We start from the raw sequence: 20,927 nt of genomic DNA, 5'->3' as shown, positions 1-20,927 counted from the left end.
CGTCCAGACGGTACAGTAAGATCGCCGTCATTTGAAATTGGGACCAGGCACAGGTATGTGTTCCGGTCATCCGACCGTTATGCTGGGCCGTGGCCGAGGGACTGTTCGTGATCAAGCGCTTCATCATCGCCTTCATTCTGCTCGTGCTGGTGTGCGGCGGCATCGTCGGCTTCAACCTGTTTCGCGACAATGCGATCAAACAGTTCTTCGCCACCATGAAGCCGCCGGCCGCGACCGTGTCGACGGTCATAGTCAAACCGATGTCCTGGACGCCCGGCATCGAGGCGATCGGCACTGTCAGTGCCGTACGCGGCGTCGACCTCACCGTCGAAACTGCTGGCATCGTCAAGGACATCCTGTTCCATGCCAATCAGAAGGTCGCCGCCAACGCCGTGCTGCTGCAGCTCGACGATGAAGTCGAGCGAGCCGACCTCGTGGCATCGAAGGCGCAAGCCACCTCCGACCAGACGACGCTGATGCGCGCTCTTGAGCTGCAGAAGCGCGGGGTCGGCACCGACGCTACGCTCGACACGGCGCAGGCAGCGGCATCGGTCTCCGCCGCGCAGGTAAACAAGCTGCAAGCGGTGCTCGACCAAAAGCAGTTGACGGCCCCTTTCAAGGGTACCGTCGGTATTCCGAAAATCGACCTTGGCCAGTATCTCACACCCGGCACCGCCGTGGTGACCTTGCAGGACATGGATACGATGCGTGTCGATTTCACCGTACCGGAGCAGCAGCTTCCGCAGCTGAAGATCGGACAGACGGTGCGGTTGGGCGTCGGCGGCGGCGACATGCCGTTCACCGGCAGCATCCGCGGCATCGATCCGAAGATCGACCCGACCAGCCGGCTGGTGACCGTGAGGGCGGAGGTCGGCAATCCCGAAGGCAAGCTGACGCCCGGCCAGTTCGTCCAGGTGCGCGTCGAACTGCCCGCGGAGAACGACGTGCTGGCGCTGCCGCAGACGGCGCTGACTTCCAGCCTGTACGGCGACTTCGTCTTCGTGGTGCGCCCGGCCAAATCCGCCGAAGCCAACGGCGCGGCGCCCGAGGCAAAGCCGGAAGAAAAGCCGGCTGCGGATGCTGCCAAGCCCGCGGCCGAAGCACCCGCGGCAAAACCCGACGAAAAGCCGGCTGCTACCCCAGCCAAACCGGCAGAGGAAGCCAAGCCGGCAGCGGAAGAACAGAAGCCGCAGCTCGTGCTCGCCCAGGTGTTCGTCAAGCCCGGCCGCCGCAACGCCGGCCTGGTTGAGATTCTGGAGGGCATCGCGCCCGGCGACGAAGTCGTTACCGCCGGCCAGAACCGGCTCTCCAACGGCATGTCCGTTGCCGTCGACAACACGATCGATCCGAGCAAGCCAGGGAACCAGCAGGCAGCCCAGCAATGAGCTTTTCCGACCTCTTCATCCGCCGCCCGGTCCTTTCGACCGTGCTTGCCTGCATGATCCTGCTTCTGGGTTTTCAGGGAATCTTCAACCTTTCGATCCGGCAGTATCCAGAGGTTGAAGAAACGGCCATCACCATCACCACGGCCTATCCCGGCGCCAGTGCCGACCTGATCCAGGGGTTCATTTCCGCGCCGATCGCGCGTGCCGTCGCTTCGACCGAAAACATCGATTATGTCACGTCGTCGAGCCGGCCGTCCTCCAGCACCGTGACAGTGCAGATGAAGCTCGGCTCCGACCCCGACGTCGCGCTGAACGAAGTCTTGTCGAAGGTTCAGAGCGTTCGCGGCGATCTACCGGACGAAACCAAAGACCCGGTGATCGTCAAGGGCACCGGCCAGCAGTTCGCGATGATGTACATCTCGATGCAGAACCCGAACATGACGCCGGAACAGCTCACCGAATATATCGAGCGCGTCGTGCGGCCGCGTATCTCGACGGTCGAAGGCGTCGCCGACGTGCAGATCTTCGGCGCAGCCGAATATTCGATGCGGGTCTGGATCGACCCGATCAAACTGGCGGCGCGCGGCGTGACCGCGGCGGAAGTGCTGGCCGCCATCAACGAATCGAATTTCCTTTCCGCGCCCGGCGACACCGAAAACGAATATGTGGTTTCTTCGATCACCGTTCGCTCTACGCTGCAGACCCCGGAGGCTTTCGCCGCCCTTCCACTCCGGTCGAAGGACGGCAATGTGGTGAGATTGCGCGACGTGGCCCGCGTCGAACTCGCCGCGGCGAACACCGACACCAGGGTCAGCTTCAACGGCAAGCCCGGCATCTTTCTCGCTATCTTTCCGACGCCGGCCGCCAATCCGCTGACCACCGCGGCGGCAATCCACAAGATTGTGCCGACCATCCAGGAGACGCTGCCGCTCGGCATGACGATGGAGATCGTCTACGATTCAACCGAGCAGATCAGTGCGTCGATCGAGGAGGTGTTCAAGACCATCGGCGAGGCGGTCGCCATCGTCATCGTTGTTATCCTGCTCTTCCTCGGCTCGTTCCGCTCGGTGCTGATGCCGATCGTGACCATTCCGCTGTCGCTGATCGGTGTCTGTTTCCTGCTGTTTTCGGTGGGCTATTCGATCAATCTTTTGTCGCTGCTGGCCATGGTGCTGGCGATCGGACTTGTCGTCGACGATGCCATCGTGGTGGTGGAAAACATCCACCGCCACATGGAGGAAGACGGCTTGTCGCCGATGCAGGCGGCGTTCAACGGCATGCGCGAGATCTCGTCCGCCGTCGTCGCCATGACGATAACATTGGCCGCCGTGTTCGCGCCGCTGGCCTTCACCGGCGGCCTGACAGGCGCACTATTTCGCGAATTCGCGGTGACGCTTGCCGGCTCGGTGGTGCTTTCGGGTGTCGTCGCCCTCACCATCACACCGATGATGTCGGCACGTATCCTGAGGTCCGCCTCGCACAGCCGCTTCCAGCGCATTGTCGACAATACGTTCGGGCGCGTCGAACACATCTATGAGCGGCTCGTCACCGGTTCGTTGAACTATCGCCCGGTGACGCTGATGATCGTCCTCGCGCTGGTCGCCACGACCGGTTTCATGTTCACCAAGACCGCGAGCGAACTGGCGCCGGAAGAGGACCAGGGTTTCCTGCTTTCGCTGGTGACCGCGCCGCGGTACGCGACGTCGGACTATACCGAAACCTACGTCAATCAGATACTCGGCCTGGTCAAGGATCTGCCTGAGACGCGGGCACAGTTCTCGGCGGTCGCCTTCGGTGGTGGCCAGACGAACAGCGCTTTCGTCGGCTTTGCGTTCAAGGACTGGGCTGACCGCACGCGCAACTCGAAGGAAATCCAGCAAGACATTACGGGCCGCCTGAGCAAGGTGGCGGGCGTCGAAGCTTTCGTCTTCGCGCCGCCGACGCTGCCCGGCTCCGGCGGCGGCCTGCCGATAACGATGGTCGTGCGCTCGACCGGCGACGCCTCGCAGGTGTACGAGGCGGCCGAAGACATCAAGAACAAGGCGCAGGCCTCCGGCCGCTTCATCGTCGTGCAGAATTCGATGACCTTCGACGCGCCGCAAGTGACGGTGACGATCGACCGCGACCGCGCCGCCGCGCTCAACCTGCCGATAGCCGACATCGGCCGGACGCTGACGCTCCTGGTCGGTGGCGCCGAAGTGGCGCAATTCGACCGCGAATCCAACAGCTACGACATCATCCCGCAGGTGCCGCAGAGCTTTCGCGACAACCCTGAAAAACTGGGCGAGTATTTCGTGCGCAGCGTATCGGGCGAGATGGTGCCGCTCTCGGCGGTGGTGAAGATCTCGACCAACGCGTCGCCGGCCGCCATCGAGCAGTTCAACCAGCTCAACTCGGCGACGATCTCTGCCTTGCCGCGGCCCGGCATCACCACCGGGGATGGGCTACAGGCGATCGAGGACATTGCCAAGCAAAGCCTGCCCGACACCTTCTTCATCGACTATACCGGTCAATCGCGGCAGGAGAAGGAACAGGGCTACACGATCATCATCGCCTTCGCGGCGGCGGTGCTCGTCATCTATCTGGTGCTGGCGGCGCAATTCGAAAGTTTCCGCGATCCGCTGATCATCATGATGGCGGTGCCGCTGTCGATCTTCGGCGCGATCGTGCCGCTTAATGTCGGGCTCGGCACGCTCAACATCTACACCCAGGTCGGCTTGATCACGCTGATCGGCCTGATCACCAAGCACGGCATCCTTCTGGTCGAGTTCGCCAACCAGCAGCGTGAAATGCACGGCATGCGGCGGCGCGATGCGATCATCGCGTCGGCCAGGGTGCGGCTGCGGCCGATCCTGATGACGACGGCGGCGATGGCGCTCGGCGTGGTGCCGCTGATCATCTCCAGCGGCGCGGGTGCCGCGGCACGCTATTCGATGGGCCTGGTGATCTTCACCGGCATCCTGGTCGGAACCATGTTCACGCTGTTCGTGGTGCCGATGTTCTACACCTTCATCGCCAGCAAGGACCTGCCGCATCACGCCGAAAAGCCGGATCCGAAGCTGATGCCGGTAATGCCGGATTAGGCTGCGCTAATTTCCGGCCTTTTTTGAGAGCGACGAGAGCAGCATCGCTCATTTAACGATGACGATGCTGGTGTTGGCTGGGCCGAAGACCTCGACGAGCTGGTAGAAATCGGCGGCGTTGTCCGGATGCAGACGCACGCAGCCATGCGAGGCTGGCTGGCCGAGGCGCTTGATGGCGCTTGTCGCATGTACGGCGTAGCCGCCGCTGAAGAACACCGAATGCGGCATCGGGGCGTTGTCGTATTTCTTCGAATACCAAATTTCATGCATGCGGGTCGGCTTGAACGAACCGGTCGGCGTGACGTGCGTCCTGTCGCCGGTCGAGACCTTCCAGGCGAATGTCGGCCGGCCGTCGACCAGGATTTCCATGGTCTGCTGTGACAGTGATACCCGCGCGACGATCTTGTTGGCGGCGGCGTGGGCTGCGCCGTTGCCGGCACTGACAAGCAAGGCAGTACCGGTGATGACGGCGGCGGCAATGTTGATGAGCTTGGCGGAAATGGCAGTGTACATGATGTCTCCCCTATTCTGCCGGTCGGGACCGGCTCAATTCGATGACCGGCTTATCGGGGCGTCATGTTTCAAGCCGATTTCGCTAGATGCTCGTTTGTGTTTCGATTCTGTTTCCCCTGGTTAACAGAAAAGGTCCATGCAAAGCAGCTTGCAGTTGCACGACGTCGTCATGACGGTGGCGTGTTTGCCTAGGCGGATCGGCCAAACCGCGGCACGAATACGCGATTGCCTTTCGTTTGATAGGAATTCACCTGACTCCGAAACCGAGCTGCAACAAAGCGCAGCCTCGGCGGCATGATCCGGATACAGCGAACAGGCAAAGTTGACCTAACGAAAACAGCGGTCAACGAACGATCGGAAGCCAACACTGTTTTCGCTACGGTCTGGATTGGTCTGGACAGTTTCCAGCCTGCGCGTCGACCGGCTCAAGCCCCTCTGGCGGGGGCGGCTTAGGGCCGTTGAGGATGCGCGGCGCCTCCGGCAACTTGCAGCCGAGAGGACCGAAGGCCCGCGCCGCAACGGGGGGCTCCGCTGGCGGCGCGGGCGCTTCGGGGGTTCCCCTGAAGTGCCCGTAAATTCCAATTTTGAGGAACGAACAGGATGAAAACGAAATTCGCCGCTTCGGTGCTTTCCGCGCTGCTTTACGTCCAGGGGCTGCTCGGCATTGCCGGCCTCGCCACCGTGCTGCTGAAGGAACGTGCCCATGCCGGCGAGGTCAGCACGAACAGTGACATGCCGTCCGGCCCGTCGCTTCTCGTGGTGCGCTGAAGAGCATCGGACCCCAAGGTGGAAACCGGTTTTGGGAAAATCCGATGCTCAAGACAAAAGGGTGGCCGTCCTGCCTTCAATCGGCGAATTGCGTCGGCGGATCGAACCGGTAGCCCGCACCCCGTATGGTGGTGATGGTTTCGGTATCGAGCTTGCGGCGCAGCCGCACGATGCGCGAATCGATCGACCGATCGAAGGCTTCGGCATTTTCGGCGGGCGCGGCGGCGATGATGTCGTCCCGCGTCAGCACCTTGCGCGGGCTGGCCAGGAACAGCCTGAGCAGCGCCACCTGCCCGGGGGACAGCTGTTCTTCCGTGCCCGAGCGGTGCATGACGATGGCCGATCGGAGATCGACGGTCGCGTTCTCCAGCACGATCAGTTCCCCGGCGCTCCTGCCGCGCCGAGCCAGAAGGCCGCCGACGCGAGCGGCAAGCTCCCTGACATTGAGCGGGCTTTCGACGACGTCGGCGGCGCCGAGTTCGAGCGCCAGAACCTTGTCGACCAGATCGGCCGGGCGGCAGATCAGGATGAAATCCGGTCCACCTTCGCCGCCATGTCGCCTGAGCAGGTCGCGCCCCTCCGCCTGGCTGACGCTGTCGCCGACAACCACGACATCGATACCCTTTTCCGAAAGCAGCGATTCGGCCTCCCACGGCTGTCGCGCCGCGCGGACGTCATGACCGCGCCGCTCGAGATGATCGGCGAGATCGGTCGCAATTACTTCAGCGACGGAAACAAGCGCGATAACGGATCGTGCAGCCATGTTTTTCTACCCCGCATACGGCAACCCAAGAAGAGTGCTGGACATCATGTTTATACCCAATCTACTTTCCACTGAAAGCGGGAGCGAAAGCATCGTGCGGGCACGAATTGTCATCGTCGAGGACGAGCCCGATCTGAGGGATGCGGTCGCCGAGTATCTCGGCGCCAGCGGCTATGATGTGGCCACGGCCGAAAGTGCGGCGGCGGCGCGCGACCTTTTGGAAACCCAGTCCTTCCATCTGGCCATTCTCGACATCGCCATGCCGGGCGAGGACGGCCTGTCGCTCGGCCGCTGGATGCGGTCGAAAATGCCGATCGGCATCATCTATGCGACGGCCGCCGGTACCGCGCTCGACCGCATCGTCGGACTGGAGCTCGGCGCTGACGATTACATCGTCAAGCCTTACGAATTGCGCGAAGTGCTGGCCAGGGTGCGCAGCGTGCTGCGTCGCGTTCCTGAGCCGACCGAGCCACAAAAGGCCAAGGCTGAGACATCCGGCGGCCGCCGGTCCGTGAGCTTCGGACCCTTTCACGCCGATCTCGACGGCAGGCTCGTCACCGGCGCCAACGGTGCGGTCATCGACATGGCCAAGAGCGAGTTCGACGTCCTGGAGGTGTTCCTGACGCGCGCCAACCGGCTGTTGACGCGGGCAGCGATCTCCGAGGCGATCGGTTTCGTCGAGGATCCGGAATCGTCCCGCGCGGTCGACATCCGCATCATGCGGCTGAGAAAGAAGATCGAAGCGGACCCGGCCAACCCGAAATTCCTGCGCACGGTGCGCGGCGAAGGCTATATCTTCTCGCTGCCGGCCGGTGAAAATAACTGAGGCCTGGCGGCTTGAGCAAGCCAAGGCCAGGAAATGACCATGACGGCTGAAACAGCACGCGCGGACACGCAGGGCGCCAGGCAGGGCGCGGCGATGGTGGCCGTGCATGTGGTTCGCCGGCTGCGCGAAGCCGGCGATTGGCAGCGCGAGATGGAAGGTATCCTCCAGACGCTTTGCGAAGCCATGGATTGTCACCGCGGCATCCTGTTTCGCCTGCGCGAACTGCCCGGCCAGGGTTTCGCCCAGTCGGTCGCCGCTTATTGGATCGCCCCCCGGTTTGGCGGCGAACTGGCATCGCCTACCGTCATCGTGCAGTCGGTCGTCGATTCGGACCCATTGCTGGAACGGCTGGCGGAGGACGAGCGCCAAGGCAAGATATTCGCCGGGCACACACGCGATCTCGAAGGCTTTCTGCGGACCGATTTCGAAAAGCAGAACATCAAGTCGTTCCTGTCGGTGTCGGTCTTTTCGCACGGCAATTTGTGGGGCACGCTGGCGGTCAACGACTGCGTCAACGAACGCGAATGGACCGACCAGGAAGAGGCGGCGCTGCACATGGTGGCACTCGCCATCGGCGATGCCATCGAACGATCGCCCTCCGACGCGCATGCCAGCGACGTCATTCGCCGCACCATGCTGCAGGCCTCGCTCGACGCCATCATCGTCATCGACGAGACCGGCTCGATCATCGAATTCAATCCGGCCGCCGAGAAGATGTTCGGCTATCGGCGCAGCGATATCCTCGGCAAGGACCTGCTCGACACGGTCGTGCCGGAATATTACCGCAAGGGCTATGCGTCCGGCGCCGAATATATGTCGGGCCGCGGCGCGCCGATGGTCGGCCAGCGGCTCGAAACGGTCACCCAGAACGCCGCCGGCGAGGTTTTTCCGATCGAGCTGACGGCAACCGAGATGCGGGTCGCCGATCGCCAGCTGATCTTCGGCTCTATCCGCGACCTGCGCGACAGATTGCGCGCCGAGGAGGAAATCAACCGCCAGCGCGAAAAACTGCACCAGAACGAGAAGATGGCGGCGATGGGCTCGCTGCTTGCCGGCGTTTCGCACGAGCTCAACAACCCGCTGGCCGTGGTCGTCGCCCAGTCGACGCTGCTGCATGAATTTGCCGCCGATCCGCAGACCAAGGTGCGCGCCGAAAAGGTGCGCGCCGCTGCCGAGCGCTGCGGCCGTATCGTCAAGAGCTTCCTGTCGATGGTCCGCCTGCACCCGGCCGCACAGGCCGAAACCGACCTCAACCAGGTGATCCGCGCCGCACTCGAAGTGACCGCCTATGGCGCACGGTCGAGCGGCATCATCATCGACACCGATTTCGCCAGCGGCCCGCTGCTGGCCATGGCAGATGCCGACCACGTGACGCAGGTGGCCGCCAACTTCCTCATCAACAGCCAGCACGCCTTGGCCGGCGTTGCCGGCGACCGCCGGATCAAGGTCCGGACGTTTCGCAGCGACCGCGGCAATCCCGGATTCTCGGTCGAGGACAACGGACCAGGCGTGCCGGAAGCGATACGCTCACGCATATTCGAATCCTATTTCACCACCAAGCCGGTCGGTGTCGGTACCGGCATCGGCCTGTCGATCTCGAAATCGATCATCGAGCGGCACAATGGCAATATCTGGTTCGAGGAGGTTTCGCCGAGAGGTGTGCGTTTTGTCGTGCAGCTGCCGGCGATCGCTGCTGGCGCGGCCGCCGCTAGCGACAGTCCGTCGCGGTCGAGCGGCTTGCGTCACGCGCTGATCATAGACGATGAGCCGGATGTCGCGGCGTCGCTGTCCGACATTCTGGAGTTGATGGGCATCAAGTCGCGGATCGTGCCGGCCTGGGTCTCGGCCGCCGCGACGCTGAGCGGCCATGTCCCGCCGGACATCGTGTTTTCCGATTTGCGCATGCCCGGCACCAGCGGCATAGCCGCCTATCGCGAGCTACTCGCCGAAATGCCGGGTCTGGCGCGGCGCTTCGTGCTTGTCACCGGCGATCTGATCGGCGCGAAAGGCGAGATCGAGGCGCTGCCGGCGCCGCAGCGGCCGCCAATCCTCGAAAAACCGTTCAGCACGCTGGATGTGCGCGGCGTGCTCTCGGCCATTGCCGAGCAGGCCGGTCTGGGCGGCTAACTCCGCGATCTCTCGCGGAAGAAAAAGGCTCCCGGCCGACATTGCGGCGGGAGCCTGACTGGAGTGCTGGAGGGCGCTCGCAAAAAAATCAAAAAACGTTCGGCGTATCAGTCAGCGGGGCGGCGTTGGCGATCATGCGGACCGGCCGTGCCTTGCCCGACTGGGCGGCGATGACGCGCAGGCATTCCAGGCTCTCGGCGCCCCAGGCCTGCCCCTTGCAGGCAAAATCGATCTCCGGCGCCGGCAGGCGCGCCGTCTTGGTGGTGGTCGTCGCGCCATCGATGAGGTTGGCCGGCGGGTTCAGTGAGGCGAAGGCCGGACCGACGGTCGGTGTCAACGCCATGCCGGCAAATGCGGCAGCCGCCAGCAGCATGAACATCGCCATTGGATGATCACTGGCGCGCTGGCGCAGCGCCAGCTTCGGGCGCCGGTCGTTACGCTGGGGACCCTGCTGGCGAAGGTCGGTATCGGTGATCTGGATTTTCGTACGCATCGTCGTTTCCTTCGGTCTTCTTCTTTTCTCTGTTGAAACGAACCTAATCGCACCTTGTAACCGGCCAACGATGATGAATTAACGATTGTGTAACCGGCATGAAACCAAGCCCGCGGCCATTCCTGGGCAAACCGATCCGGCGTAGCCGGCAGCACCGGTGGCATTCTCTGCTCGTTTTCCGCTACCCACGGCACCAGATCCACGTCGCCTTTCCAGGCCCACGGAGCGTCGGGCGCTCAACAAGTGTAAGGGGATTAACGTCTGGAATTCCCGGGATTTTCCCGGCTTCGATCGTTCGGACTGGGCTCTCGAATCCCGTTCGATTTCCCGTCAAGACTTAGCCCCATTTTTCCAAGCCATTGCATTTCAATGGAAAATATGCTTTTATTGAATGACCATTCAATAAATAAAGAGCCTTTATGAACCCGCATCTGCGTGACGTGGCAATCCCCAACGATTGGGATCGGCGGGGGCGGCCGGGCTGGAGCTATCATTCCGACGCCTTGCTCGAACTCGAGAAAGAGCACGTCTTCCGCAACCATTGGCAGATCGCCGGCCATGTCTGCGACGTGCCGAACGCCGGCGACTATCTGACGATGGATGTGGTCGGCGAGCGGGCGCTGATCGTGCGCGGCAAGGATGGCGTTGTGCGCGCCTTCAACAATATGTGCCGCCACCGCGGCAGTCGCGTCGTTGCCGACAGCCAGGGCACTTGCAAGAATGCGCTGGTCTGCCCCTTTCATGGCTGGGTCTACAATCTCGACGGCACGCTGCGCGGTGCTGCCCGCCCCCGTTCATTCCCCGACCTCGACAAGACCGATTTCGGCCTGATGCCGCTCGAGCTCGAAATCTGGATGGGCTTCATCTTCATCCGTTTCCGCAAGGGTGGGCCGCAGCCATCGGTGGCCGAGCTGTTGAAGCCGATCGAAGCCGAGATTGCCCATTACGGCGTCGCCGAGATGGTGCCGTCCTGGGGCATCTGGACCCAAAGGACGCCGGTCAACTGGAAGTCGGTGCGCGATGTCGACAATGAAGGCTACCACGTCGCCATGGCGCATCCGGCGCTGCAGGACCTTTACGGTGCGACCTATTTCGACGAGCCGTTCGTCAACGGCGTGTCGCGCTCGTTCGCCACCTACAATCCGCATGCCGGACGGCGCTGGAGCGTCGCGCAGTACATCAAGCTCGCACCCGAGGCGAAGCACCTGCCGGAACACCTGCGCAAGGCCTGGATCTACTACGGCATCTTCCCGAACAACGTGCTGTCGATCATGCCGGAATCGGTGCAGTTCTATCAGGAATTTCCGCTGTCGACGGGTGAGACGCTGCTGCGCGGCGCCATCTACCGCTATCGCGACGAGACCAGGGAACAGGCGGCAGCCCGCTACCTATCCTACCGCATCGACCGCGACACGCTGGCCGAGGACGTGCAGCTTTCGATATGGTCCAACGAATCCATGCTGTCCGAAGCCTTCGGAGGTTTTTACCTCTCCGATCTCGAATATGGCGTGCGCACCCACCACGACCATTTGCGTAAGCAAGTTCCCGTGCTCGGATTGGAGACCGCGCCCGAGGAGAAGGATATGTGGGCACTCAACGAGGCGCTCAGATCACGCTCCTGACGCCCCGGTCCTCAGGCCCAAATGGCGACCGGAATACCGAAACGATCGGCGAGCGGCGGATCCGGAAACGGCATTGCCTCGCCTCTGACGATGCGTCCGGCAACCAGCATCATCGCCGCGGCGTCGAGGAAATCGTCGGCGGCCGCGCCGCGCGGCGGCGTCTGGTCGAGAAAATCTTGGCTATAACCATGCTGGGCAAGCAGCGCCTTGCGTTCGGCCATGCCGGCCGGATTGATGTTGCCCCTGATCTTCTTCGGCAGGCGCATAGCGCGGTCGCCGTTCAGTTTGCAGAAAGCAACTTCCGGATGCGATTCGAAGACGCGGCTGCGCAGTTCGGGCCGCGCGATCAGCAGCGAATCGATCTCGCGGATCTTGGCGAAGATGCCGAAGGCCTGGATCGAGACACCGCGCGGCGGATCTGATGTCGTCCTGGCCACCTCGCTTGCCTTGCGATGTGCGGCGTACCAGGCATCGACCGTGGTGAAGGCTTCGATCTCCGCGTAGAGCGCGGCGCGGGAGGGGATGGCAAAGACACTGGACTGCCGCGCCCCGAGCAGCGGCCGCACCAGCGCCTCCGGGCCGCGACCGCCTCTTTGCGAGAAATCGGGCAGGCCGATTGGCATATCGACCGCTACCAACGAGTCGGCGGGCAGTCGGTCGAGCAACGCCGCGAAGCTCGGGAAAACGGCTGTCGACGGTGCCGCACCGGGATCGTGGCGGACGGCTATCCAGCCGGCCTTGCAACCGTCGACGCCGACAAGCACAACACCCCAAGGCATAACATCGTCGGGCGCAACATCCTTGGGCGCATCATCCTGGGGCACGGCGTCTTCGGCCTGCGTCACGCCCGGCGGTCCCGTTCCGGATGCAGCAGATGGCGAAGCTGCACCATCGCCATCGGGTGCGACAGGCTCTGGGCATCGGTCTCGAGCTGCAACTCGTCGCCGCCGCGCTTGGCGGTCCGCGCCAGGATCTCGTAGACCGCCGCCGTGGTCGATTGCAGCGCCTTGGCGGCCGGCTGGCCGGACAGGGTCCGCGCCAGGTAGACGGCCGCCGTCAGGTCGCCGAGCCCATTCGGCGGCTTGTCGATGAGCCGGTGTTCGGCAAGCAGTGCCTCCCTGCCGGCGAGCAGTAAATTGCCGGTGCCGCCGGCCATCATCGCCGGCGCCGATGTGACCAGCATGGCCGGTGGGCCGGCCTGCAGGGCTGCAGCCATTGCCGATTTCAAGTCGGGCAGCGGCGCTCCGGCCATCCATTCCAGCTCGTAGCGGTTGGGCGTGGCGATATCGGCGATCGGCATCAGCCGGTCGCGCATGGCGATTGCGGTCGGCTCAGGTACGTAGAGCCCGCCCGAATCGCCCATCACCGGATCGCAGACATAGAGGGCGTCCGGCGTCTTCGCCTTGACCGCGCCGACCAGCGAAGCGACGGCTTCGGCCTGGCCAGCCTCGCCGAGATAGCCGGACAGCACGGCGCCGACCTCGCCCAGCCACGGCGCGCGCTCGAGGTCGGCCATCAGCGCCCTGAACTGGTCCAGCGGCGGCACAATGCGGGTGGCCCGGCCATGGCCCGGATGCCAGGGCAGGATGACGGTCGGTACCGCCCAAACCGGAAAGCCGAGCGTCTCCAGCGCAAAGACAGCGGCACGGTTGCCGACCGAGCCACGGGCGACATGACTGGAGACGACGATGACCGCGCGCGGCGCGTCGGTTTTTTCGGCACTCATTGATTTTTCCTAACTGCCCCTGGTGACGAAAAGCACGAGCCAGATCAACAGGCCGATGGCAATAAGCAAGCCCGCTGCCCGACCGATGCGGGTGCCCCAATATTCGATCGGGTCCGACCGGTCGGCATCGGCCGCAGTGACGTGGTCGCGCGCGCCTTTAGTCGTTCGTGCAAGGAACGAGGTGCCCCCCGGGTCGGTCTCGCGCGCCACCCGTTCGATGATGCGGCGCGATTCCGCGTCGCTGTCGTGGCGTTTCGCCATGGTGATGTCCCGTTTTATGCCGAGCTTAACCCGTTCGCCTCGTCTGTCACAGGGCCCGACGGCGAATGGCAGAAACCAGTAACACTTCTCGGCCGAAGTCATTTTCTTACGCAAGGATTGTGCTAATGCTTCGCCTGCCAATGCTATCGAGGGGACTTATCATGCTTGCCCAGCGCCTTTCTTCGCCGCCAATCTTCCGTAATTTAGCTGCGTTCCTGGTTATGGCCGTCATGCTGCCGCTGCTTGCCGGCTGCGGCTACAACACCATTCCAACAGCTGAGGAAAACGCCAAGGCCGCATGGAGCGAGGTGTTGAATCAATACCAGCGCCGCGCCGATCTCATCCCCAATCTGGTCAACACGGTCAAGGGCTACGCGGCGCACGAGAAGGACACGCTCGATGCCGTGGTCGAAGCGCGCGCCAAGGCGACGCAGGTGACCGTGACGCCGGAAACGCTGAACAATCCGGAAGCCTTCAAGAAATTCCAGGACAGCCAGGCCGGCCTGACCAGCGCGCTGTCGCGCCTGCTGGCGGTGGTGGAGAACTATCCCGATCTCAAGGCCAACCAGAACTTTCTGGCGCTGCAAGCACAACTCGAAGGCACCGAGAACCGGATCACGGTCGCCCGCCGCGACTATATCCAGGCAGTGAGAGAGTACAATCTGACGCTGAGGACCTTCCCGTCGGTGATCTGGGCGACCTTGTGGTTCCGCGGCAACCAGCCGTTTGCGAATTTCACCATCGAGGAGGATAAGATGCAGCCGCCGAAGGTCGATTTCGGCACCAACACCACGCAAGGCGGGTGAAGAACAGCCGGTGAGCGTGGTCCCTATTGGCCTTGCACTCCGTAGCGCCCCCCTCTGCCCTACCGGGCATCTCCCCCTCCAGGGGGGAGATTGGCAGCTTTGGCTTCACCGCCCATCCTGCATCGTTGGAGATTGGCGAAAACAGCCCTGACAGCCGATCTCCCCCCTTGAGGGGGAGATGTCCGGCAGGACAGAGGGGGGCGCGACAGAACGCCAGCCTGGCCTTCCTGCTCGTCTTCCAAAGCCTTCTCCTCCTCCCGCTCACCGCCCTTGCCGCCGCACTGCCGGCGCTGACCGGACGGGTCGTTGACAATGCCGGCATCATCGATGCCGCGACCGAGGCGGCGCTGACGCAGAAGCTTGCCGAGTTCGAGACCAAAGGGTCCGACCAGATCGTCGTCGCGACCATCCCCAGCCTCGACGGCGAGGAGATCGAGCCTTACGCCAACCGGCTGTTCCGCGCCTGGAAACTGGGCCAAGCGAAGGAGAACAATGGCGTGCTTTTGCTGGTGGCGCCGAACGACCGCAAGATGCGCATCGAGGTCGGCTATGGGCTTGAAGGCACGCTGACCGACCTGCACACCAAGCTGATCATCGAAAACGACATGGTGCCGGCCTTCCGTGCCGGCGATTTCTCAGGCGGCATCAGCAAGGCCGTCGACGACATGATCATGGTGCTGGAAGGCAATCCCGAAGAGCTGGAGGCGCGCGGCGAACGCAACCAGCAGCCGCCGTTCAACAGCGACGATCTGTTCTTCACGATCTTCATAGCCATCTGGGCAATCATCTTTTTCGGCGGCCTCGCAGCCTCCATCCTGCCGCCGATCTTCGGCCAGAAGATCGGTCCCGGCCGCTATCGCTGGCTGGGCATGACCTTCGAGCCAAACCGGCGGTCGTCCGGCGGCTGGTCGGGAGGTTCCGGCGGGGGATGGTCGTCGGGTTCAAGCGGTGGCGGGTTTTCCGGCGGCGGCGGTTCGTCCGGCGGCGGCGGCTCCTCGGGAAGTTGGTGACGAGATGACAAGACACGCCGTCAGCCCGCTGGAATCCGGCCGTTTCATCAAAATAATCGGCACCGCGCTGTTGGCCATGGCGGTGCTGCTGGTCGGCTTCGCGGCCTTCGCCGCCGCACTGCCGGCGCTGACCGGACGGGTCGTCGACAACGCCGGCATCATCGATGCCGCGACCGAGACGGCGCTGACGCAGAAGCTTGCCGAGTTCGAGACCAAAGGGTCCGACCAGATCGTCGTCGCGACCATCCCCAGCCTCGACGGCGAGGAGATCGAGCCTTACGCCAACCGGCTGTTCCGCGCCTGGAAACTGGGCCAGGCGAAGGAGAACAACGGCGTCCTGCTTCTGGTGGCGCCGAACGACCGCAAGATGCGCATCGAAGTCGGCTATGGGCTGGAAGGCACGCTGACCGACCTGCACACCAAGCTGATCATCGAAAACGACATGGTGCCGGCCTTCCGTGCCGGCGATTTCTCAGGCGGCATCAGCAAGGCTGTCGACGACATGATCATGGTGCTGGAAGGCAATCCCGAAGAACTGGAGGCGCGCGGCAAGCGCAATCCGGCGAATGACAATCCTGTCGATCCCATCTTCATGCTGTTCATCGTCCTGTGGGCGACGATGTTCTTCGGCGGCTTGGCAATGGCGTTCCTGCCGCCGATCTTCGGCACGAAGCTGTCGCCGGGCGTGTACAAGTGGCTGGGCATGACGTTCCGCTACGGCCGTGGGCCAGCTTCGTCATCTTCCGGCGGCGGTAGCTGGACGTCCGGGACCTCGTCAGGCAGTGGCTGGTCGTCTGGAAGTTCCGGCAGCGGTTGGTCGTCCGGAAGTTCGGGCGGCGGGTTTTCAGGCGGCGGCGGCTCGTCCGGCGGCGGCGGTTCTTCAGGAAGCTGGTGAGACATCAATCATGGCAACACGACCGATCAGCCCCGAGGATCATGAGCGCATCGCCGATGCGATCCGCGCTGCCGAATCAAAGACCGACGGCGAGATCTACTGCGTCGTGGCGCATGCCAGCGACAGCTATTTCTTCCCGGCCGCTTTCATGGCGATGCTCAGCATGCTCGTCGTCAGCCTCGCCGTCGGTTACGGGCTGGAAGCCTGGTGGCTGTCGATCCGCTTGCCGCATTTCGTCATCGCCGAGCTTCTGGCGCTTGCCAGTGTGCTCATCCTGTTGTGGGCATTGCCGGCATTGCGCATCCATTTGGTGCCGAGGCGGCTGCGCTACCAGGCCGCCCACGCCAATGCGATGAAGCAGTTCCTCGCCCGCAACGTCCACCGCACCACGGCGCGCACTGGCGTGCTGGTGTTCGTCTCGATTGCCGAGCGCTACGCCGAGGTGGTCGCCGACAGCGGCATCGATTCTCGTGTCGGCCAGCATGTCTGGGACGGTGTCGTCCGCGACCTTACGGCGCATGCCGGCGACGATCGGCTTGCCGAGGGGTTCGTCAAGGCGATCCAAGCAGTCGGTGGGGTACTGGCCGAGCATTTTCCGGTCTCGACCGGCGACAGCAACGAACTGGACGACCATCTGGTCGAGATTTGATCTCGCCAAAAGCGGTTTCGCAGCGTCTCAAGGACGCACCGTCCGGCTGTGTGAAAGCATCGCGGCGGTTGACCGGACTCTTGCAATCGGGCGCGGCGGGTTTATGGTTAACCAATCATGAATACGCTGAGCATCGACATCAGGAAAGCCGAACCGCGCGATGCAGCCGCCATCGCCGACGTGCATCTCGAGGCCTGGCGCGGCGCCTATTCGGGCATCATCCCGCACCGCACGCTGACATCGATGATCAACCGCCGCGGCGCCGACTGGTGGGCGAATGCCATTCGCCGCGCTGCCACCGTCCTGGTCGTCGAAATCGGCGGCAAAATTGCCGGCTATGCGACGATCGGCAAGAACCGCGCCCGCGAACTCAGGCAGCAGGGCGAGATCTACGAACTTTACCTGCGGCCGGAATATCAAGGCATCGGGCTCGGCAGCCGGCTGTTCTCGGCCGCGCGGGCACGGCTGGCCGACCATGGCCTGAAAGGCATGGTGGTCTGGGCGCTGGAAGACAATCAGAACGCACTTGCCTTCTATGCCGGCGCCGGTGGCCGCGATGTTGCCGAAGGCGTCGAGATCTTCGAGCAGAAGGCGCTGAAGAAGGTCGCTTTCGTCTGGGAATGACGGCCAGCGCATGATCCGGCCGGTTTTCGGTTCGGACGATCTCCCCGTACCATTCGCCGCATTGCACCATTCGCCGTCGCCCGCTATCGATCTGCAATCGAGAGAGGGATAAAGCGATGCGTATCGAAGCGATTGCCAGCGGAAAGAACCCGCCCGAGGACGTCAACGTCATAATCGAGGTGCCGATCGGCGGCGAGCCGATCAAGTACGAGATGGACAAGGAGGCCGGCACGCTGTTCGTCGACCGCTTCCTGCACACTTCGATGCGCTATCCCGGCAATTACGGTTTCGTACCGCATACGCTATCGGGCGACGGCGACCCGATCGACGTATTGGTCTGCAACACGCGCGCGCTGGTGCCAGGCTGCGTCATCAATGTCCGGCCGATCGGCGTGCTGGTGATGGAGGACAATGCCGGCCAGGACGAGAAGGTGATCGCGGTGCCTTCGCCCAAGCTGACCTTGCGCTACGAGGACGTCCACGAATACACGCAATTGCCCGACATCACCCGCCAGCAAGTGCAGCACTTTTTCGAGCACTACAAGGATCTCGAACCCGGCAAATGGGTCAAGATCGAAGGCTGGTACGATGCGGCCTATGCCAAGAAGATGATCGTCGAGGCAATCGAGCGGGCCAGGCGCAAGTAATTATCGGGCGCAAATAATCAGTTGTCGACGCGGCCGAAAGCGGGCGCGTCGCCCAGCACCTCACGCTTGTCCTTGCCGCAGGCGAAGGTGCGTGCCTTCTCGTCGGCAAGCTTGCGCGCCTGATCGTTGGCGGCGGGATTGCCGGTGGCGAGCACAAGGCCGATCGTGCAGCCTTCGTGGGCGTCAGGCTGGGCAACCTTGGCCACAATCAGCACTTCCGTCGACTTGTTCTCGCCCTCGCTATCGCTGATCGAGCGACGATGGATGACGGCGAAAGGAATGGCAGTTTTGCCGTTGGTTTCGATACGCCACTCGACCTTGGGTCCAGCCGAATTGAGACCGGAAAAGCTTTCCCAGACCGTGGTCATGTCGCCAGGTGGAAAGCCGTAGAACAGCGATTCCCGCGCGTCGTCGTAGGAAACCATCACCGGGTAGCCGCGGTAGCCCGAACAGGCGAGATCGGCCCAGTCGCCGTCGCCTTCTTCCGCTTGGGCATAGGTGACGCAGTCCTTCTCCCAATCGAGATCGGTATAGACGCTGGATATGTCGCCGGCCCGGGCCGCCTGGCAGAAACCGGCGAGGGCAAGCGGGATCAAGAGAGCGCGCATGGCGGAACAACTCAGTTCGGGGGGCGCAGCGTACCGTCAAATTTAGCGGCAGCCTAGAGGAAGTCAGGCTGCGCACAGTGGTCTTGTAAAACGGACCACTATTTCTTCAAGCTTGCCTCTATCAGAAGATCGGCGTTGCGGGCCACCGACTTCGCCGGCCCGCCGGCACCGAACAGCTGGCCGCTAATATAGGCGCCCTCGATCAGGAGCAGCAGCCCGTCGCCCAGCGTGTCGGCGTCGCCGGCGCCCATCTCTGCCGCCATGGCATGCAGGCGGCGGCGCAGTTCCTGCTTGTTGGCCTCGCTCACGACGCGGGCCGGATGGCCATGTTCGGGATATTCGACCGCGGCATTGGTCATGCCGCAGCCGCGATAGTCGGGCCTTTGCGTACGCTTGCCGACACGCGTCAGGAAGGCGACGATCTGCGCGCGCGGATCGCCGGGATGGGCATCCACCGCCTCGTCGAAACGCTCCCAGAATTCGAGGTCATAGTGCCGGAGGTAGGATGCGGCCAGCTCGTCCTTGGACGGAAAGCTGCGGTAGAGGCTGGGCTTGGTGACGCCGGCACGCCGCACGATCTCGTCGACGCCGATCGCCCTGATGCCTTGCCGGTAGAACAGATCGCGCGCCACCTGGAGAATCCGTTCGGCGGCGCGAGGCGGCGGTGCGTCATTCGCCTTGATCGTTGGTTCAATGCTTTTCATGCCTGGTCTGCCGATTAGCTGGTTGACAATGTTACCGGTCGGTACGTATGTTTCGCGCTCCTGCAACGTACCGGTCAGTAACATGATAGCTCAATCCCGCCCGTTTGGCCAGCGCTACGCTTTCGTCGTGGTCGCCGTCATCTTCCTCTGCCTGCTGATCGCAGCGGGCCTGCGTTCGGCGCCGGCAGTCATGATGCTGCCGCTGGAGAACAGTTTCGGCTGGCGGCGCGACGTGGTGTCGCTGGCGGCGGCCACCGGCATCTTCCTCTATGGCCTGACCGGGCCGTTTGCCGCGGCGCTGATGGAGCGGATCGGGCTGCGCCGCACCTTGCTTGCCGCGCTGCTGTTGATGTCGGGATCGACCGCGCTCAGCCTGTTGATGACCAAACCGTGGCATCTGCTCCTCACCTGGGGCGTGTTTTCCGGCGTCAGCTCGGGCGCCGTCGCCACCGTGCTCGGCGCGACCATCGTCAACCGCTGGTTCAAGACCAATCGCGGCTTGGTGATGGGGCTGATGTCGGCGTCCAGTGCCACCGGGCTGCTGGTCTTCCTGCCGCTGCTCGCCTCGCTCGCCCAGTCGGGCGGCTGGAAGCCGGTCGCCATCGCCATTGCCGTGGCCACCGCCTGCCTGGTGCCGCTGGTCTATATGCTGGTGCCGGAGCGCCCGGCGTCGATCGGCATGGTCCGCTATGGCGCCGATGCCGACGACGTGCCGCCGGTGCCGCCAGCCTCGCAAGGCAATTTCCTTTCGCACACATTGAGCACGCTGCGCCGCGCCGCCGGCACGCGCGTCTTCTGGTATCTGTTCGCCACCTTCTTCGTTTGCGGCTTCACCACCAACGGGTTGGTCGGCACGCATCTGATCGCCTTTTGCGGCGATATGGGCATTGGCGAAGTGCAGGCCGCAGGCCTGCTCTCGATGATGGGCATTTTCGACCTGATCGGCACGACGCTGTCGGGCTGGCTTACCGACCGTTTCGACCCGCGCAAGCTGCTCGGCGTCTATTATGGCATTCGCGGCCTGTCGCTGATCTATCTGCCCTATTCCGGCTTCTCGGCGACCAGCCTGATCATCTTCGCGGTGTTTTACGGACTGGACTGGATTGCCACCGTGCCGCCGACGCTCAGGCTTTCCAACGAGGCGTTCGGCGACCGCAGCGGGCCGATCGTCTTCGGCTGGATCGTCGCCGGCCATCAGGTTGGCGCCGCGACAGCGGCCTTCTTCGGCGGCACCATGCGCGAGCTGCAAGGCAATTACGAGCTTGCCTTCCTGATCGCCGGTATGACGGCAATAGCCGCCGCCTGCATCTCGCTGCTGATCAACACCAGCCGCCCGGCGTTTGATCCGGAACCGCAGGCGGCGTAGGGCGCAATCGGCCGTGCTAATCTCCCCCCTTGAGGGGGAGATGGCCGCGAA

The 20,927-nt window shown here is 63.3% G+C and carries 21 protein-coding genes; 13 read left to right on the top strand and 8 right to left on the bottom strand.

The window, feature by feature from the left end:
* Positions 1-89: 89 nt before the first annotated feature.
* Positions 90-1,385, top strand: a complete 1,296-nt coding sequence (locus NKI08_RS22430) for an efflux RND transporter periplasmic adaptor subunit (RefSeq protein WP_502899655.1) — start codon at positions 90-92, stop codon at positions 1,383-1,385.
* A complete protein-coding gene (locus NKI08_RS22425; RefSeq protein ID WP_352772167.1) occupies positions 1,382-4,468 on the top strand; it encodes an efflux RND transporter permease subunit in 3,087 nt (1,028 codons plus the stop codon). Before NKI08_RS22430 ends, NKI08_RS22425 begins: the two co-directional genes overlap by 4 nt.
* A 48-nt stretch (positions 4,469-4,516) precedes the next feature.
* On the opposite strand, the gene NKI08_RS22420 is transcribed toward NKI08_RS22425, so the two are convergent.
* Entirely contained in the window at positions 4,517-4,981 is a 465-nt protein-coding gene (locus tag NKI08_RS22420) for a L,D-transpeptidase (protein WP_352470721.1), read from the bottom strand.
* 600 nt (positions 4,982-5,581) lie between these two features.
* On the opposite strand from NKI08_RS22420, the gene NKI08_RS22415 reads away from it, so the two are divergent.
* Positions 5,582-5,749: a hypothetical protein gene (locus NKI08_RS22415; protein WP_023721318.1), complete on the top strand. Its 168-nt coding sequence runs from the start codon at positions 5,582-5,584 to the stop codon at positions 5,747-5,749.
* Positions 5,750-5,825: 76 nt separating this feature from the next.
* On the opposite strand, the gene NKI08_RS22410 is transcribed toward NKI08_RS22415, so the two are convergent.
* A complete protein-coding gene (locus NKI08_RS22410) occupies positions 5,826-6,512 on the bottom strand; it encodes a response regulator transcription factor (protein ID WP_292663715.1) in 687 nt (228 codons plus the stop codon).
* Positions 6,513-6,558: 46 nt separating this feature from the next.
* Here NKI08_RS22410 and NKI08_RS22405 point away from each other — a divergent pair, with 46 nt between their 5' ends.
* Positions 6,559-7,338: a response regulator gene (locus tag NKI08_RS22405; RefSeq protein WP_352470719.1), complete on the top strand. Its 780-nt coding sequence runs from the start codon at positions 6,559-6,561 to the stop codon at positions 7,336-7,338.
* Positions 7,339-7,377: 39 nt separating this feature from the next.
* A complete protein-coding gene (locus NKI08_RS22400; RefSeq protein WP_352470718.1) occupies positions 7,378-9,465 on the top strand; it encodes a PAS domain S-box protein in 2,088 nt (695 codons plus the stop codon).
* Positions 9,466-9,553: 88 nt separating this feature from the next.
* Here NKI08_RS22400 and NKI08_RS22395 read toward each other — a convergent pair whose 3' ends face one another.
* A complete protein-coding gene (locus NKI08_RS22395; protein WP_352470717.1) occupies positions 9,554-9,958 on the bottom strand; it encodes a hypothetical protein in 405 nt (134 codons plus the stop codon).
* 419 nt (positions 9,959-10,377) lie between these two features.
* On the opposite strand from NKI08_RS22395, the gene NKI08_RS22390 reads away from it, so the two are divergent.
* Positions 10,378-11,580, top strand: a complete 1,203-nt coding sequence (locus tag NKI08_RS22390; protein ID WP_352772161.1) for an aromatic ring-hydroxylating oxygenase subunit alpha — start codon at positions 10,378-10,380, stop codon at positions 11,578-11,580.
* Between the two features lie 11 nt (positions 11,581-11,591).
* Here the strand turns inward: NKI08_RS22390 and NKI08_RS22385 are convergent, their stop codons facing one another.
* From NKI08_RS22385 to NKI08_RS22375, 3 genes are all read right to left on the bottom strand, one after another.
* Positions 11,592-12,359, bottom strand: a complete 768-nt coding sequence (locus NKI08_RS22385) for a DUF429 domain-containing protein (RefSeq protein WP_352772225.1) — start codon at positions 12,357-12,359, stop codon at positions 11,592-11,594.
* A gap of 62 nt (positions 12,360-12,421) precedes the next feature.
* Positions 12,422-13,306 (bottom strand): pyridoxal kinase PdxY, encoded by an 885-nt coding sequence (pdxY, locus tag NKI08_RS22380; protein ID WP_352772159.1) that lies wholly within the window; start codon positions 13,304-13,306, stop codon positions 12,422-12,424.
* 9 nt (positions 13,307-13,315) lie between these two features.
* Complete coding sequence (locus tag NKI08_RS22375; RefSeq protein ID WP_023678142.1) at positions 13,316-13,567, bottom strand: hypothetical protein; 252 nt, start codon at positions 13,565-13,567, stop codon at positions 13,316-13,318.
* 161 nt (positions 13,568-13,728) lie between these two features.
* On the opposite strand from NKI08_RS22375, the gene NKI08_RS22370 reads away from it, so the two are divergent.
* The 6 genes from NKI08_RS22370 to ppa all read left to right on the top strand — a co-directional run bounded on the left by NKI08_RS22370 (position 13,729) and on the right by ppa (position 18,198).
* Positions 13,729-14,373, top strand: coding sequence for a LemA family protein (locus tag NKI08_RS22370; RefSeq protein WP_352470713.1), 645 nt, complete (start codon positions 13,729-13,731; stop codon positions 14,371-14,373).
* A gap of 167 nt (positions 14,374-14,540) precedes the next feature.
* Positions 14,541-15,383, top strand: a complete 843-nt coding sequence (locus NKI08_RS22365; protein ID WP_352613230.1) for a TPM domain-containing protein — start codon at positions 14,541-14,543, stop codon at positions 15,381-15,383.
* Between the two features lie 76 nt (positions 15,384-15,459).
* Complete coding sequence (locus NKI08_RS22360) at positions 15,460-16,278, top strand: TPM domain-containing protein (protein WP_502899656.1); 819 nt, start codon at positions 15,460-15,462, stop codon at positions 16,276-16,278.
* A 10-nt stretch (positions 16,279-16,288) separates the two neighbouring features.
* On the top strand, positions 16,289-16,927 hold the full coding sequence (locus NKI08_RS22355; protein WP_352540896.1) for a TPM domain-containing protein: 639 nt from the start codon (positions 16,289-16,291) through the stop codon (positions 16,925-16,927).
* A gap of 117 nt (positions 16,928-17,044) precedes the next feature.
* Positions 17,045-17,551, top strand: coding sequence for a GNAT family N-acetyltransferase (locus tag NKI08_RS22350; RefSeq protein WP_023678138.1), 507 nt, complete (start codon positions 17,045-17,047; stop codon positions 17,549-17,551).
* A gap of 116 nt (positions 17,552-17,667) precedes the next feature.
* On the top strand, positions 17,668-18,198 hold the full coding sequence (gene ppa / locus NKI08_RS22345; protein ID WP_352451245.1) for an inorganic diphosphatase: 531 nt from the start codon (positions 17,668-17,670) through the stop codon (positions 18,196-18,198).
* A 17-nt stretch (positions 18,199-18,215) separates the two neighbouring features.
* Here ppa and NKI08_RS22340 read toward each other — a convergent pair whose 3' ends face one another.
* Positions 18,216-18,806, bottom strand: coding sequence for a hypothetical protein (locus NKI08_RS22340; protein WP_352772151.1), 591 nt, complete (start codon positions 18,804-18,806; stop codon positions 18,216-18,218).
* Positions 18,807-18,904: 98 nt separating this feature from the next.
* Positions 18,905-19,510 (bottom strand): TetR/AcrR family transcriptional regulator, encoded by a 606-nt coding sequence (locus NKI08_RS22335; RefSeq protein WP_352772148.1) that lies wholly within the window; start codon positions 19,508-19,510, stop codon positions 18,905-18,907.
* 82 nt (positions 19,511-19,592) lie between these two features.
* Between NKI08_RS22335 and NKI08_RS22330 the strand changes: the two genes are divergently transcribed.
* Entirely contained in the window at positions 19,593-20,876 is a 1,284-nt protein-coding gene (locus NKI08_RS22330) for an MFS transporter (RefSeq protein WP_352474677.1), read from the top strand.
* Positions 20,877-20,927 lie beyond the last annotated feature (51 nt).

The organism is Mesorhizobium sp. M0768 (assembly GCF_040320195.1).
In the GTDB taxonomy this organism is placed as follows: domain Bacteria; phylum Pseudomonadota; class Alphaproteobacteria; order Rhizobiales; family Rhizobiaceae; genus Mesorhizobium.
This window is presented reverse-complemented; position numbering and strand designations above follow the sequence as displayed.